This is a genomic window from Eubacterium sp. AM05-23 (genome assembly GCF_003477535.1).
Lineage (GTDB): Bacteria > Bacillota > Clostridia > Eubacteriales > Eubacteriaceae > Eubacterium > Eubacterium maltosivorans.
Window position 1 is genome coordinate 106,274 of record NZ_QUDF01000010.1, and the last position, 16,052, is coordinate 122,325.

13 protein-coding genes are annotated in these 16,052 nt (G+C 49.6%); 3 read left to right on the forward strand and 10 right to left on the reverse strand.

Features of this window, described 5'->3' with window-relative positions; translation table 11 throughout:
- The first annotated feature begins 227 nt into the window (after positions 1–227).
- Positions 228–2,126, forward strand: a complete 1,899-nt coding sequence (locus DW091_RS14520; RefSeq protein ID WP_118518506.1) for an ABC-F family ATP-binding cassette domain-containing protein — start codon at positions 228–230, stop codon at positions 2,124–2,126.
- Positions 2,127–2,191: 65 nt separating this feature from the next.
- Here DW091_RS14520 and DW091_RS14525 read toward each other — a convergent pair whose 3' ends face one another.
- Positions 2,192–3,382, reverse strand: a complete 1,191-nt coding sequence (locus tag DW091_RS14525; protein WP_096919158.1) for a SpaA isopeptide-forming pilin-related protein — start codon at positions 3,380–3,382, stop codon at positions 2,192–2,194.
- A gap of 265 nt (positions 3,383–3,647) precedes the next feature.
- Between DW091_RS14525 and DW091_RS14530 the strand changes: the two genes are divergently transcribed.
- Complete coding sequence (locus tag DW091_RS14530; RefSeq protein WP_058695958.1) at positions 3,648–4,349, forward strand: CatB-related O-acetyltransferase; 702 nt, start codon at positions 3,648–3,650, stop codon at positions 4,347–4,349.
- A 31-nt stretch (positions 4,350–4,380) separates the two neighbouring features.
- Here the strand turns inward: DW091_RS14530 and DW091_RS14535 are convergent, their stop codons facing one another.
- From DW091_RS14535 to DW091_RS14565, 7 genes are all read right to left on the reverse strand, one after another.
- Positions 4,381–5,043, reverse strand: coding sequence for a class II aldolase/adducin family protein (locus tag DW091_RS14535; RefSeq protein ID WP_058695959.1), 663 nt, complete (start codon positions 5,041–5,043; stop codon positions 4,381–4,383).
- Between the two features lie 170 nt (positions 5,044–5,213).
- Entirely contained in the window at positions 5,214–5,867 is a 654-nt protein-coding gene (locus DW091_RS14540) for a class II aldolase/adducin family protein (protein ID WP_118518507.1), read from the reverse strand.
- Positions 5,868–5,982: 115 nt separating this feature from the next.
- A complete protein-coding gene (locus DW091_RS14545; RefSeq protein WP_013378868.1) occupies positions 5,983–6,645 on the reverse strand; it encodes an L-fuculose-phosphate aldolase in 663 nt (220 codons plus the stop codon).
- A gap of 49 nt (positions 6,646–6,694) precedes the next feature.
- Complete coding sequence (locus DW091_RS14550; protein WP_058695961.1) at positions 6,695–7,729, reverse strand: 2-hydroxyacid dehydrogenase; 1,035 nt, start codon at positions 7,727–7,729, stop codon at positions 6,695–6,697.
- A 22-nt stretch (positions 7,730–7,751) separates the two neighbouring features.
- Positions 7,752–9,284, reverse strand: a complete 1,533-nt coding sequence (locus tag DW091_RS14555) for an FGGY-family carbohydrate kinase (RefSeq protein WP_058695962.1) — start codon at positions 9,282–9,284, stop codon at positions 7,752–7,754.
- Positions 9,285–9,391: 107 nt separating this feature from the next.
- Positions 9,392–10,333, reverse strand: a complete 942-nt coding sequence (locus tag DW091_RS14560; RefSeq protein WP_058695963.1) for a sugar-binding transcriptional regulator — start codon at positions 10,331–10,333, stop codon at positions 9,392–9,394.
- A 289-nt stretch (positions 10,334–10,622) separates the two neighbouring features.
- Positions 10,623–12,122 (reverse strand): FGGY-family carbohydrate kinase, encoded by a 1,500-nt coding sequence (locus DW091_RS14565; protein WP_118518508.1) that lies wholly within the window; start codon positions 12,120–12,122, stop codon positions 10,623–10,625.
- Positions 12,123–12,227: 105 nt separating this feature from the next.
- Between DW091_RS14565 and DW091_RS14570 the strand changes: the two genes are divergently transcribed.
- The gene (locus DW091_RS14570; RefSeq protein WP_118518509.1) at positions 12,228–12,992 is read left to right on the forward strand and encodes an exodeoxyribonuclease III; all 765 of its coding nucleotides are present in this window, start codon (positions 12,228–12,230) and stop codon (positions 12,990–12,992) included.
- A 107-nt stretch (positions 12,993–13,099) separates the two neighbouring features.
- Here DW091_RS14570 and DW091_RS14575 read toward each other — a convergent pair whose 3' ends face one another.
- Both DW091_RS14575 and DW091_RS14580 read right to left on the reverse strand, forming a co-directional pair.
- Positions 13,100–15,589: an FAD-dependent oxidoreductase gene (locus DW091_RS14575; RefSeq protein ID WP_118518510.1), complete on the reverse strand. Its 2,490-nt coding sequence runs from the start codon at positions 15,587–15,589 to the stop codon at positions 13,100–13,102.
- On the reverse strand, positions 15,586–15,879 hold the full coding sequence (locus tag DW091_RS14580; RefSeq protein ID WP_058695967.1) for a metalloregulator ArsR/SmtB family transcription factor: 294 nt from the start codon (positions 15,877–15,879) through the stop codon (positions 15,586–15,588). Before DW091_RS14580 ends, DW091_RS14575 begins: the two co-directional genes overlap by 4 nt.
- Positions 15,880–16,052 lie beyond the last annotated feature (173 nt).

Genomic DNA, 16,052 nt, shown 5'->3' on the forward strand with positions numbered 1-16,052 from the left:
GAAAATTCTGTTATTAAACGGTCTTTTTTTGTGAAATATGTATATACAGGTATATTGACCCCCTATAACTACTCAAATCATACATAAGCGGTGTTTTATTGTATATTTATACTACTCAACAAAGCTTTAAATTAGCCTTATTTTGAGATTTCTTTTTTCTTAGCATAATTTGTGTTAAAATAGCCCTTAAGAAAACCGCTAAAAGCTAAAAGAAAGAAAATGAAATCATGAACCTATTATCCGTCATCAACCTTAAAAAAACCTACGGTGTCAAAACCCTTTTTGAAAAAATCAGTTTCAACATCGAGGACAGCGATAAAATCGGCGTCATCGGCGTTAACGGCACTGGGAAATCCTCCCTGCTTCGCATTGTCGCCGGGCAGGATACCCCGGATGCTGGCGAAATCCGTATCTACGGCAGCAAACGCATTGAGTATCTGGCCCAGACACCCGAGCTCGACCCAAATGTCACCGTCCTGGCCCAGGTCTTCCGGGCCGACACGCCGGAGATGAACACTCTGCGGGACTATGAGAGCACTCTGGATCTCCTGGCGCGTTACCCAGAGGATGAAAAACTCCAGAAACACCTTCTGGCTCTGACCGATACCATTGACGCAGGCGGCCTGTGGAACCTGAAATCCCAGGTCGAAACCATCCTGACCCAGCTGGGTATCAAGGACTTCGACAAAACCATCGGCACCCTGTCCGGCGGGCAGCGCAAGCGCGTGGCAATGGCCTCCGTACTCCTGACCCCCTGCGACCTCCTAATCCTTGACGAGCCCACCAATCACTTGGATAATGAGACCATTGCCTGGCTCGAAAAGTATCTGGAAAACCGCAAGGGCGCCCTCTTAATGGTCACACATGACCGCTATTTTCTGGATCGTGTCGTGAACAAAACCGTCGAGCTGGACGGCGGCGCCCTGTACGAATACACCGGCAATTATTCCGAGTTCGTCGAAAAAAAGGTCGCCCGCAAAGAGTTCGAAAACATTATGGAACAGAAACGACAGAACCTGTACCGGCGTGAGCTGGCATGGATCAGGCGCGGTGCACGTGCCCGGAGCACAAAACAGAAAGCCCGGATTCAACGCTTCGAGGATATTAAAAACAGCGCCGCCGACCTGAGCGAGGATATCCTCGAAATCAACGTAGGCTTCACCCGACTTGGTAAACAGGTGATAGACATGGACCATGTGTCCAAGTCCTTTAAAAACCAGTGCGTGGTGAAGGACTTCAGCTACATTTTCGGGCCCGATGAACGCATTGGCATCATCGGAAAAAACGGCAGGGGGAAATCCACTCTGCTGAATCTGATTGCTGGAAAAATCCGGCCAGACAGTGGAACCATCGTTATCGGCGACACGGTCAAAATCGGCTATTTCTCCCAGGAATCCGAAGACATGGATCTGAATCTGCGCGCCATTGAATACATTCGCGAAGGCGCCGAAACCGTGGAAAACGCCCGGGGTGAAGTCATCACTGCGGCCCAGATGATGGAGCTGTTTCTTTTTGACCGCTACGCCCAGTGGGTGCGGATCTCCGAGCTGTCCGGCGGTGAACGCAGACGACTGTATCTGCTCCGTATTCTTATGTCCGCACCGAATGTTCTGCTCTTAGACGAGCCCACCAACGATTTGGATATCGATACTCTCAAAATTCTGGAAAATTACCTGGATGATTTCCAGGGCAGCGTGCTCACCGTCTCCCATGACCGCTACTTCCTGGACCGGGTGTGTGATACTATCTTCTCCTTTACAGGCCGCGGTAATATCCTGGTGCAGACCGGTAATTTCACCGATTACATGCAAAAGCACGCAAACCGGGATCAGGACGACAAGATTAGTAAACCCAGTGAACAAAAAACCGAGAAGCCCCGGCAAAGGGCTGTGAAGCTGAGTTACCGGGAACAGCAGGAATATAACTGCATCGATGCTGATATGAAGCAAATGGAGGACCGCTTGGAGGCCATCGACCAGGAGATAGCCGTAATCACTACCGACTACACCCGTCTCCAGGTTCTAACCGAGGAAAAAGAGTTGCTGGAGAACACACTCCTTGAAAAAATGGAGCGTAAGGAGTACCTGGAAGACATTATTCGTCAGTCAAAGAAAAACAGGGGATAATAAAGTGCTAATTCAGCCCCTAATATAAATAGGAAGAAAAATTAAATTTTACGCTTTGTTTTACTTTATTTATGCTTTGTTTTCTGGTAAACCATCACCCCTGCGGCAATGACCGCCGCAATGGCAACAAACCCAAGGCCAAGGAAATCCATGCTGTCTACACCTGTATCCGCATTGGGAGACGCCGTACCCGTAGAATACTTAAGCTTGGACGAGCGTCTGACATTGACGGCCTTAACCTCCATCGCTGTGGGCTCGCCTTCTGCCTCTGATGCCACCTCAAAGCTCACCGGGGTGGCGTCCAGATGATAACCTGAGGGCGCTTCGGTTTCCATGACCTGATAGCGCCCTGGCGCCAGATTGCTGACCCAGATCCTGCCGTCTGAATCGGTGACCATATCCTTCTGGAGCGTATAGCCATTGGCATCCAGAATTTTAAAGCTAGCCCCTGCCAGCGGGTTCCGTTCTTCGTCCATTTTTAAGATTGACAGGCGTCCCTGGTAGCTTATATGTACCCCCAGATCCACCACAACAGGTTGAGTCTGTGCCGAATCGGAAATGGTGAAATCCATGACCTCGCGGTTTCGCAGAAAGCCGCCTGGTGCCTCAGTTTCAACCGCCCGATAGGTTCCTGGCTCAAGGCCGTCACAGCGGACACTACCGTCTGCGCCTGAGGTAACAGCGGCTACGGTCCGGTTGTTTTCATCTGTTTTTAAAACCTCGAACCGTGCCCCCTCCAGGCCATTGCCGTTTTCGTCCTGTTTTTTGAAAACAACACTGCCCCGGGGGCCGGTTTGGGTTCCGAGCGTCTGGACAACAGCCGGCTCGGCTCCAGCTGCTTCCAACCGGTCCGTCACCTCGGCATCACCGGCAGCCTCCTCACTCAGGGCAATGACGGCCACACCATCGGTGCCCACATAAACGGTGCCGTAAAGCTTACCGTTTTTATCGGTCAGAGGCAATGACAGCTCCTCGGTGATGATCACGCTTTCCGGCAGCTTAAAGGTATAATAGTTTCCTGACTTCAGAACTGCTGCCTTCTCCACAGCCGCCGAGCTGTCCGGTTCCATCTTGTCAGCGGACTCGCTGCTGCCTTTATCAGCAGGCTCCGATTTGTCCGCCGGCTTTATGGTATCTGTTTTTGCCGGCGCAGTGGGCGTGGGCTTTGTTTCTGCCCCCTGGGCCGCCCAAACGGGTGAAAACGAAAATAATATGACCATGAGAAGGACTGTCAGAGTGCCCGTTATTTTTTTCATGCTGATTCCTTTCTATGAATACAATGGGAAAATCTCCAAAATTTCTATAATACATTAAAATATCCTATGTATTACTTACCCATAAAAAGGCTTTTCCCACATCTTAAGAGCTCCCTGCTTTTTTCTTTATGCTTTTAGCTTTAGAAGAAAGGTCGTTGTCATTTCTTGCTCTCTGTCAGGAAAAATCGAACAACATCTGTCCAAAGCTGTAAGTTTTTGATATAATAGTATCGTAAGATATTTTGAATTTACAGGAGTGTATAAAATGCGCAAGGACAACGATCAGCGAATCTATCTCAATGACGACGATCCCACGGTGGTTTATCTGAAAAATGTCATTGATGACCCCGATATTCAGGTGGGGGAACATACCTATTATCATGATGAAAAGAATGACCCTCGGGATTTTGTAAAAAACAACGTATTGTACCACTTTCCCGAGTTCCACCAGGATAAGATTATTATCGGGAAATACTGTTCGCTGGCTTCAGGCACGACCTTTATCTGTCCCCTGGCCAACCATAACTTTGATTCTCTGGCCAACTATCCCTTCCCCATTGTGAATGCTCACTGGGCATTGGACGAAAGTTTTTTCTCCGATGACAAGGTCTGTACCCTCAAAGGGCCGACGATCGTGGGCAACGATGTGTGGATCGGGTATAACAGCGTGATCATGCCGGGTGTACACATTGGTGACGGCGCCATTATCGGTACCCGCAGCGTCGTGACAAAAGACGTCCCGCCCTACACAGTGGTAGCCGGCGACCCGGCCAGGCCCATCCGTAAGCGTTTTGATGATGACACCATTGAGAAACTCATGGCACTGAAATGGTGGGATCTCCCCGATGAGGAAATCCGTGAATTTCTGCCCGAACTTATCAACGGCCATATTGACGCCGTTCTCGAAAAGAAATGGCTTGGCGATGCGGCCCGTACAGTTATTGAACGACTGGGAAACACGAAATAAAAAAAGGACTGACACCAGTCCTTTTTTACGTTTATTCTTCACATCCCTCATGCCCGTACTTATTCAGGTAGCGCTCGCGTTCGGCTGCGACCATCTCGTCAGGGATTACGGCCACGTCCACACCGCCCTTGAGTGCCAGATAAGATTTAGCGGCCTTCTCGGTGACCTTACAGCAGGTGAGGGCCTCGGTCATATCGCGGCCAAAGCACATGGGCGCATGATTCCGGATAAGGATTGCATTCTTCTGACCAATGGTTTCAATAACAGCCTCGGCCAGCCGCCGGTGCTGCCCGGCATTAATGTATTCAGGTGTTACTGGAATACCGCCGCCGATGAGCTGGCTCATTTCCTCAAAAATTGGGGGAATCCCCTGCTGAGAAGCGCACATGGCTGAGGCGTAGGTGGGATAGCATTGAATAATGGCATTGACGTCTTCACGTCTTTCGTAAATCAGACGGTGAATATGGACCTCGGAGCTCGGATACCAGACACCCTCTACCTTACAGCCCTCGGCGTTTACCACCACCAGATCCTCGGGGTAAATATCCGTAAAAGACACCCGGCTCGGGGTAACCAGCAGCTTTCCTTCACCCAGGCGCACGCTCACATTGCCCCAGGTACCAATGACCATTTCGTTGGCTTCCAGCCATCGGCAGGCATCCACAATGGCTTTTCTTTCTTTTGCGTATTCCATAACATTCTCCTTTCACACATTTAAAAGCAGGATAACCTTTTCATTTCAGATTCAGGAAAACCCGAAGACAGGATTATGTCTCCGGGTAAGGTTTGTTTAAATGTTATTATACTCTTTTAAGGAGAATTCATCAACTAAACTTTTAAGGTTCTTAAGACTTTCATTCCTTCTTACTGCTCGTGACCGTAGCTGTAAAGGAATCGGTGACGTTCTGCCTTAACCATATCCTTGGGAATAGTGGTGATCTCCACACCGCCCTTAAGCGCCAGATAGCACTTGGCCGCCTTCTCAGTCACCAGCGAGCAGGTGAGCGCCTCTTTGAGGTCACGCCCTACACAAACAGGAGCATGATTGCGGATCAGGACAGCGTTTTTATCGCCGAGTGCTTCGGCTGTCACCTCTCCCAGACGCACATGCTGTCCGGCGTTCACATATTCAGCTGTGATGGGGATTTCCCCGCCGATCATCTGGCTCATTTCCTCAAAAATGACAGGAATACCGTGGTCCGCCGCACACATGGCTGAGGCATAGATGGGGTGGCAGTGAATCACTGCGCCCACGTCGGGCCGGTTAACATAAATAAGCCGGTGTACGTGCATCTCAGAGGTGGGGCTGTGTTCGCCCTCAAGCTTGCTGCCCGCCATATCCACAATCACCATGTCCGCTGGTGTCAAGTCCTCGTAGTCGATTTTGCTGGGTGTCACCATGATCGTGCCATCATCCAGGCGCACACTCACATTTCCCCAGGTACCGATGACCATGCCGGTATCCTGGAGCCACAGGCAGGCATCGATGATGGCCTGCCTTATTTCCATGTATTTCATCTTGTTCTTCCTTTCTTCCCCAGTTTCCAAAAAGGAAAACCCGGAGGCCAATCTGCTGTCTCCGGGTTTTGATGGGGTTTATTTATTTCAGAAAATAGTCACATGTCTTTGGTTATTAGAGATCCTTTTTAGCTTTACGCTGGCCGTAAGAGTTATTAAAGCTGTCAATCATGCGGGTCATTTCGTCGTGGTCCAAAAGCACCGGCGTACCAATAGCTCTTGCTTTAACATAGACTTCCGCGCACTGTTCGATCTGTTCCACAATATTGAAAGCATTGAGGATATCGCTGCCTCCGGCGATAAGGCCGTGGTTAGCCATAAAAGCGGCATTGCGTTCTTTCATGGCTTCGAAGGTATTTTTAGCCAGTTCCATTGAGCCGTAGGAGGCGTATTCAGCACAACGGACATCATAGCCGGAGAATGCGACCAAATAGCTGGAAGCCGGCAATCCTTCTCTCAAGGTTGCCAGAACAGTACTGTAAACTGAGTGGGTATGCACCACTGCGGCAATATCGTCGCGGTCAGTATAAAAGATACGGTGGAGCTCGTGCTCGCTGGAGGGCTTACGGTCACCGTCCACAATCTCGCCCTTCAGATTCATGACAACAATATCTTCAGGCTCAGTTTCAAAATAGTCAATGCCGCTTGGACTGATGGCAAACAGACCTTCTTCCCGGTTTAAAATACTGATGTTTCCTCCAGTCCCCTTGGTTAATCCGTGGGTAATCAACATCTGGCAGTATTTAACAACGTCTTCTCTTTCTTTTTGCAGTAACATTTTTAATCTCCTCTTTATTATATAATTTTTCAGGTTTATCTTTCCAGCCCTAACGGTATTCGTACAACATTCTTCGGCCTTCTGAAAAGCGCTTTACATCGGCGACAATCTGTTTGGTATGATTAATAAGGACGTCGTCGGTAGCACCGGCAATATGGGGTGTAATGACCACATTGTCGAGTTCAGTGATATATGGATGGTTGCTGGCAATAGGCTCCTTAGCATAGACATCGAAGGCAGCGCCGGCAATCCGCTTTTCCCGGAGTGCGTCGATCAGGGCTTCTTCGTCAAGAATTGCGCCTCTGGAGCTGTTGATAAAATAAGCGGTCGGTTTCATGAGAGCAATCATTTCACGACTGATAATACCAGTAGTTTCTGGAGTAATCTTCATATGGCAAGTAATAAAATCAGCGTTTTTCATCAGATCTTCCAATTTTTCTGCTTTTTTAACGCCGACTTCCTCCAGATCAATAGGACAGAGAAACGGGTCATAAATCAACAGTTCCATGCCAAAAGCGCGGGCAATTTTGCCTACACGACGGCCAATACTGCCGTAACCCACGATTCCCAGGGTTTTGCCATGGAGTTGAGTCCCCTTAAAGACCATATAAGGTGAACCGGGTTCCATATCCCAAACCATATCGACCTTTAATCCTTCCTTAGTCACTTTCTGGGCATTGGGGTCTGCGGTAAATTTACCTTCTTTCAATGCCTTGTAAGCCATTGGAATCTTTCTGGCGATGGAGAGTATGAGACCTACAGTCATCTCTGCCGTGGTGTCAGAATTACGTCCTGGTGTATAGATAACAGGGATACCACGTTCTTTTGCTGCAGCCATATCAACATTGACCGGAGTGGCTCGTGTACAGGCGATAAGCTTGAGGTTCGGGGCATTTTCGATGACCGCTCGGGTAATATCATCATAGCTTGTGATGATAATGTCCGCGTCGGCGGATTTCTCCATCAGCTCCTCCTCCGGCATTTTTGGCAGGCCAATGGCCCAGCCATCCTTTACCACTTCGCCCATTTCGTATAATGGCTTTAACTGTTCTTCATCATATTCTGCAGTAAAAAAAATTTTCATTGTGTTATCCTTCTTTCTGTCTCTAGTTTTCACGAGTACGTTTACTGATGGTTTTCATCACATCGGCACGGGCTGTCCACAGGCTTTCGCAGGCAATACGGATGCCCTTATACAATGTGTAAATATCTTCGTAAATCGCATTCTGGTCTGGTCTCGGACGGTAAATACGCTCGGATTTGCAGGTTCTTCGGGCCGCATCGGTATAGCTTTCATATTCGCCTACCGCAAGTCCTACCATCATGGCAACTCCTTTGGCGCCAAACTCGTTTCCAGCAGAAACAACAACTTCCATACCAGTGACGTCTGAGATCATCTGCGCCCAGATCGAGCTCTTGGCTCCCCCGCCGGCAATAAAAATTTTGCTGTTTCTATCCGCGCCCTGCAGGCAGTCTTTAATGGAAAGGGTGATGCCTTCGTAAACTGCATGAACTAAATCTGCACGCTTAGTGTTTGCGCTGATACCAAAGAAGTTCGCCTTGGCGTGCGGGTGATAAAACGGAGCACGTTCACCCGCTGCACTGATGTAGGGATGGTAAATCACGCCGCCGCTGCCGGCCGGAACGTCCTTGATCATGATATCGACCTTAGAAAAATCCTTAGTCAGAGCAATTTCGTTGAGCACCCAGTCGATGTTCGGTGTTCCGTTCATGGTTGGCATCAGATTGACAAACAGATCGCCCACCGCGTGCTTTTCAAGGCGGGTTCCCTCCTTTCCAAATTCGCAGTCTTCCTTTTTCATGAAGATTTCATTGGCGCAGGTAGTGCCTAAGATAACGCAGATGTCCTTGTCTTCTACGGCTCCGATCCCCACCGCAGCGGCGACAACATCGATGGCTCCCGCTACGACCGGCGTCTCTGGATTAAGGCCAAGATCCTTCGCGACACCGTCAAGAACATTACCGACGATTTTGTTGGAAATAACCACTGGAGCGATCAGATCTGCATACTCGCCCAGATCCAGTGCCTTTAACAAATCCACTGCCACTTCACCTTTTTCTGCGTCCATTAAAGAGGTTCCTGTGTCACTCATATCGCCATTGATGATACCAGTCAGCTTATAACGCACCCAGTCCTTACAGAAGAACATGGTTTTCGCTCTGTCCAGTACTTCCTTTCGGTTGTTTTTCATCCACTTCAGCAGCATCAGCTGTGTTCCTGTCAGCGGCGGTGTCCCGGTTGTTTTGAAAATCATTTCGCCGAGCTTTGGATCATCCTCTGTCACCTTGGCGACTTCATCGGCAGCGCGGCCGTCACACCACAGAATCGCATCCTGTACGGGTTCGCCATTTTCATCCATAAGCCAGATTCCCTCGCCCTGGCCGGTGACGCCAATGCCCAGAATATCGTCTGCCTTTGCCGGTCCGTTTTCCATGATCATTTTGATACAAAGAGCAACCTTTTCCCACAAAATATTCATGTTTTGCTCTACATCTGTATCACCGATATAAATGGGCTCGTTTTCCAAAGTTTCGACTAAAATTTCATTGCCGTCCACATCAAACAAAACTGCCTTTACATTCGATGTCCCCGCATCAATGCCGATAATATACTTCATATTTTCCCTCCGAGAATCATAGTTTTTTCAGACAACGGCGTCCCCCTTGTTGTCACAATGCGGCCGTTGACTTATCTATCTAAACCACAAGGTGGTTCAAACCAGTTTTACAAACTAAGAGTTCTCACAATGCGTTCTGCTGTCATATCGGTGGTGATGAGTGTGTCGATGACCCCAGAGGCCAAACAGCCGATGATAGCTTCGGTCTTATCTTCCCCACCAGCTATGGCCACAACATTCGGAATATTTTTCAGAATGTCCATATTCGCGCTGATAACACGGTCACGGATAAAACAATCCTGCCAGCGGCCATCAATGGTTACTGGATTCACACAGACATCTCCAATAAAACCGTCCTGCCTCAGCCGGTCAATGTCCTCGACCTTCAGCAGACCACGCTTACACATGGTAGACTCCCGGCTCACCTGCCCGATCCCAAAGAGCGCCACATCACAGCGCCTCATGAGCTCATAGGACTTTTGAATGGTCCGCTCTTCCATTAACATTCTCTTTGTCTCCGCGTGATCGACAACAACTGGCGCGTAAAGTATATAACACACACTGTCCAGCTTATCTGCCAGCGACCGGGCGATTTCATCCGACTTTAACATATCCATGTCAATGTTTTGCGCTCCGACCATCTGCACCACTGTGCACTCACTCCGCCTTTTAAAAGAAAGGTTCGAAATGGTTGCCGCCAGCGTTTCCCCCCAGGATACCCCAATGCTCATACCCGGCTGAAGGTAATCCTCCAAATACTGAGATGCCGTATTTGCAAGCGACGGCAGATAATTGCTCTCACCATCATACGATTCCGCAATGATTACTCTTTTTAAACCAAAATGTTCCTCGATCGCCCCTTCATACGCTACATTTCCCTGAGCATAGCCGTTAACCTTTATGGTGACAATGCCCATATCCCTCAGGGAGCTGATGATCCGATTCACACGCTGTCTTGTAAAAGAAAGCCGCTTTGCGATCTCATCCTGCGTCATGCCTAAGGTATAATACCAGTGCGCGATCTTGATATACAGATTTTTATCTTCCATGGCAACCTCCAAATAAGTGTCCATATTTTTTTCATTATTACATATGTCCACTTATTTTTCAATTGCGTTACATTTGTATTTTTATTTTACAAATGTATTTCATGAATATAATTTACACCGTTTCCTTACATTTGTCAAGTAATATTACATTTTCTCACCATTTTTTTAAGGTAATAGTTCTGATTTTATCTTTTTAGCCCTAAAAAGCGCAAAATAAAAAGCCTAATGCACAAAAACGCACATCAGACTTTTTATTCATAAAAATTGCCTTTATTTATTTAATTTACTTTTATTTCCCAAAAATCTCCGTCCGTCGTTCCCACAACGGCCCGAAAGCAGCTCTGAGCTCGCGGTAGAAGGTATAGCCCTTTTCGTACATCTCATTTTGGCGGGGTTTGTATATCTTTTTAAGCCGGCAGCATTTAGCAGCGGCGTCACCCACGCTCTCAAAGAGGCCAATGGCGACCCCGGCCGTCATGGCTGCCCCCAGTGCTCCGAACTCGGAGCCCTTAGTAACCACAACGGATTGTCCGGTCACATCGGCGATCATTTGGGACAGTGTCTCGCTTCCTGCGCCGCCGCCAGACAGCAGCAGGCGCTCACCATAGCTGCCGCCCTCCAGACAGTCACGAACCGAGAAAGCCAGGCCTTCGTATACCGCGCGCATAAGATCTCCCTTGGTCGTTCCTGAGTTCACCCCAAAAAAGCTGGCGCTGGCATCTCGATGCTGAAAAGGAGCCCGCTCACCGGCAGCGGACAGATAAGGATGGTAAATAACCCCGCCGCTTCCCGGACGGGTATCCTCGATAAGGCCCTCGACCACCCGGTAATTGGCGCTTCTGGCAATCTCACGCATCATCCATTCGACATTTTCCATGCCGTTTATGGTGGAGGACAAATCTATGGCCAGATTCTTCTGCACGTGGTGCAGGTAGTGTCTGCGGCAGCGTGTCACATCACAGTCATGGAGCCGCAGCACCTGTTCCACAGCGCAGGTAGTGCCCAATACCACTGCGGCGTCACCCACGCTCACCGCACCAGTGCCTACCGCTGAGGCGACCACATCCAAGGCCCCGGTGACCACCGGGATTCCGGTCCGTAAGCCCATCTTTTCCGCAGCGGCCGCTGTCAACGCCCCGGCAACCGTATCGGAAGACAATACCTCAGGGATGTTGTTTTCCACCTCGGACAGACTGAGCACAGTCAGAGCCTGTTTGGCCGGCGCGCCGTCGATAAGTTTTAAATAGGCGGCGCCTCCGTCGGTGGGGTCGGTGGCTATTTTATCCGTCATACAGTACCGCAGCCAGTCCTTTGCGAAAAACACAGTCTGAATCTGCCGGTACACATCCGGGCGGTTATCCTTGGTCCACCGCAGCAGCAGAAGGGGGCTCCCAGCCCCCACCGGCGTGCCCAGATTTCGGTGCACCAGCTTGCCGATCCCCGGTGTTTTTTCATTGACAGCCCAGTTTTCCTCATGGGCGCGTCCGTCATTCCACAAAATTGCTCTGCCCACTGGCTGGTTGTTTTTATCCAGAGCCCACAGCCCCTCACCCTGTCCGGTCACCCCGACTGCCAGGATATCCTCAGGCTTTGCAGGGCCCTTCTCCATCAGCAGGCGCACGCAGGCCGCTGTTTTTTCCCAGAAGAAATTCATATCCAGTTCCTTACGTACACCGTCCTCGATCATATCGCTGGGTGCAGCCACAGTCTCGATCTCATGGCCTGTGGTATCGAAAAGAACTGCCTTTATTTTGGTGGTGCCGCCGTCAATCCCGATGACATAGTTCATTTTTTCATCTCCCGTACATTTCTTGACTCACTGCTAATGATTCTGTGTTATAATAAATTACATTATACCAAAAAAACAATGAAAAATCGATAAAGGAGCATTGATATGAAACTATATTCCTGGAACGTCAACGGCATCCGGGCGGTGGCACAAAAGGGCTTTACCGAATGGGTCGAAGCCGCCCAGCCCGATATTTTATGTCTTCAGGAGGTCAAGGCCTCTGAGGATCAGATCAGCGAGGACATCAAGGGCATTCCCGGCTACCACAGCTTTTTCCACTCTGCTGAGTGCAAAGGCTACAGCGGCACTGCTGTTTACTATAAAGAAGAACCCATCTCAATCACCACCGGACTGTCCGATGACCGCTTCAACCATGAGGGCCGTACCATTATCATGGAATATCCGGCGTTCACCCTCTTTAATATTTACTTTCCCAACGGTCAGAAGGATGATGCGCGTCTTCAGTTTAAAATGGATTTTTATGACTGTTTCTTAAAGGATGTCAACGCCTTGGTAGACCAGGGTAAAAAGGTCATCATCTGCGGCGATGTCAACACTGCACATACCGAGATGGACTTGAAGAACCCCAAATCCAACGCCAAACGCTCGGGCTTCCTGCCTATGGAGCGCGAGTGGCTTGACCATTTCTTTGAAAACGGCTATGTGGATACTTACCGTCACCTGCATCCAGATACCATTGAGTACTCCTGGTGGTCCTACCGTTTTAATGCCCGGGCCAACAACGCCGGATGGCGCATCGACTATTTCTTTGTGTCCGACAACGCCATCGGCATGGTCAAAGACGCGGCCATCCACACCGATGTCACCGGCTCTGACCACTGCCCGGTTTCCATCGAGATTGAGGTCTGAAAAGCCTGACCCGGTTATGATCCCCTGGTATACGCTTTTAATTTTTACTGGCAGCAACAATAAAAGCCACTGCAAAATCTGCAGTGGCTTTTTCGTGCATTGTGCTGTTAAATAAATAAGGTGGTTCCGGCGTTTTCATTGCTGGCGATATAGGTACCGACGCCCGCGTACTCAATGCCGTCAATGAGCTCTTCCTTTTTAATCCCCATGAGCTCCATACTCATGGTGCAGGCAATAAAGCGTACCCCGGCGGCCTGAGCCTTGTGAATCATGGTTTCGATGTCGTCCACATTTTTCTTTTTCATGATGCTTTTGATCATGGCAGGCCCAATCCCCAGCATATTCATTTTGGATAAAGGCAGCCGCCTGGCGCCCTTTGGCATCATCAGGCCAAACATTTTTTCAATCAGATTCTTCTTTACCCTTGGCGCCTTCGGCTTACGCAGCACGTTCAGGCCCCAGAAGGTAAAAAACAAGGTCACATCCTTGCCTTGGGCTGCTGCGCCCTGGGCGATGATCATGGCTGCAATGGCTTTATCCAGCTCACCGTCAAACACAACCATGGTGGCGTTTTTCTGAACCGCCGGAGCGGCTGCAGCCAGACCGCAGGCAGAGGCGCCGCCGCCCTTCCGGATAGTGGCAATGTATTTATTTCCCATGGTTTCCTGGGAAATAAGGGTGTGTCCATTGGTTTTGCACCAGCATTCCACATCCTGTACAAAACCAAAATCGGTAGCAATGGTCTGTACCAGCTCGCCTTCTTTTACCTCACTCACAGCCTTATAGGTTGCCATCAGCGGGCCGGGGCACTGAAGCCCGGTCACATCCACTGTTTTAATAGGGTTTACGTCTGCTTTCGCCCCCTTGGGGGCTTCTGGCTCCCCCGGCTGAGAGTCCTCCACGTCAAAGCTTGGCTCTGCCAGCTTGTAGTGACCGGTTTTATAGGTATTGTAGCCGCCAGCCAGGTTATAAAGATTGGTAAAGCCATGATCCTCCAGGATACGAATGGCCAGATAACCTCTCAGGCCCACCTGGCATGTAATATACAGGGGCTCATCCTTTCCCACTGGAATCTCGTCGATATGGTCTCTCAGGGTATCCAGTTCCAGATTGTGGGAGCCTTCTACATGACCGGCACCAAATTCGACCGGCGTGCGGACATCCAGCAGATATCCGCCTCCCGCGATGATGTCGTCAATTTCGTCCCACTCAACGGTTTTGTAGACGCCCTCGTCGATGTTCTGGGCAATGTAGCCCAAAATGTTGACCGGATCCTTTGCGGCTGAAAAGGGCGGCGCATAAGACAGCTCCATGTCCTGTAAGTCGTAGATCGTGCCGCCCATCTTCATCACAGAGGCAATGACGTCAATACGCTTTTCAGTGCCTTCCTGGCCCACAGCCTGGGCGCCCATAATTTTTAATGTCTTAGGATCATAAATGAGCTTTAATGCGATATTTGTGGAGTCTGGATAGTAGCCCGCATGGTTACCGCGATGGGCGTGAATCTGCTGGAATGGCAGTCCTTTTGCCCGCAGCTGTCCCACGTTGTTACCGGTGGTGGCGAAAACTTTGTTAAAGACCTTGGCTACAGAGGTTCCCTGAATGCCATGGTTTTTAAAGGGAATACCGTTGATATGGTCCGCTACGGTGCGGCCCTGACGGTTGGCTGGCCACGCAAGCGGCACAGCGGTCTGGGAGCCGTCCACAAAATCGCGGACCTCAATGGCGTCTCCGATGGCGTAGATATTTTTAATGACCTCACCGCTTTCGCCATCCATGACTTCGTAGGTTTCAGTGGTGACGATGTGGCCTCGTGGCCCCAGCTTTAGGCCGGCGTCCTTTGCCAGCTTGTTTTCCGGCGCCACTCCGATGGCCAGGATCACCATATCCGCGTCCAGCTTCATGCCGCTTTCCAGCACGACTCTTTTGCCAGCGTCCTCAAAATGGTCGACGCCGTCGCCCAGGATCACATTGACGCCGTGGGCGTTCAGCTCCTGATGGATAATCTGTGCCATTTCGTAGTCAAGAGGCTTTAATACCTGGTTCAGCTTTTCGACCAGGGTTACATTAATGCCCAGATCCCGCAGGTTTTCAACCATTTCGATGCCGATAAAGCCGCCGCCTACCACCACGGCACGTTTAGGCTTCCGCTCGGTCACCTCGGCTTTGATCTTATCCGTATCGGCCACGTTGCGCAGAGTGAAAATGCTGTCCGCCTCAGCCAGTCCCGGAATCGGTGGAGCAATAGGCTTAGCGCCCGGAGACAGGATCAGGTGGTCAAAAGTTTCAGTATAAACCTCACCGGTTTTGGTGTTTTTAACCTTTACGGTGCTGTTTGTGCGGTCGACGGAAACCACTTCACTGAAATTGCGGATATCCAGATTAAAACGCTTGGACATTCCGGCCACGGTCTGCACCAGCAGCTTACTGCGGTCCTTAATCACATCCCCGATATAGTAGGGCAGACCGCAGTTTGCAAAGGAAATATACTCATCGCGTTCAAAGAGAATGATTTCGTCCTCTTCGCTCAAGCGTCTCAAACGTGCCGCAGCGGTTGCACCGCCGGCTACACCACCGACAATCAGAATTTTTTTCATTGTTGTTCCTCCTTGAATAGAACTTCTACAATTTCTTTAACCTGTTCATTACAGAGCTCGTAGTAAATTTCATTTCCCTCGCGGGTTCCGCGCACGATGCCAGCTGCCTTGAGCTTGGACAAATGCTGGGAAATCCCCGACTGGGACACATCCAGACAGGACTCCATATAAGAGACATTGTTGCGGCCTCTCTCCATGAGCCCCCGCACCATACACAGCCGCACCGGGTGGGCCAGCGCCTTTAAAATCCCGGCGGCCTGCTCGTTTTCCTGCTGCCTTTTTTTATCCATTGATCGACTTCCTTTATTCGTATATTATAATTTTATAATATTATTATATTATATTTTATTAATATCGTCAAGATAATTTTTAGCCGGTCGTTCTCTAACATACTTTTAACATAAAAAGATAGCTTTTTTCCCTTTTTTTCTTTATAATAAACTTAAAGAACAAAAAAAGGGGA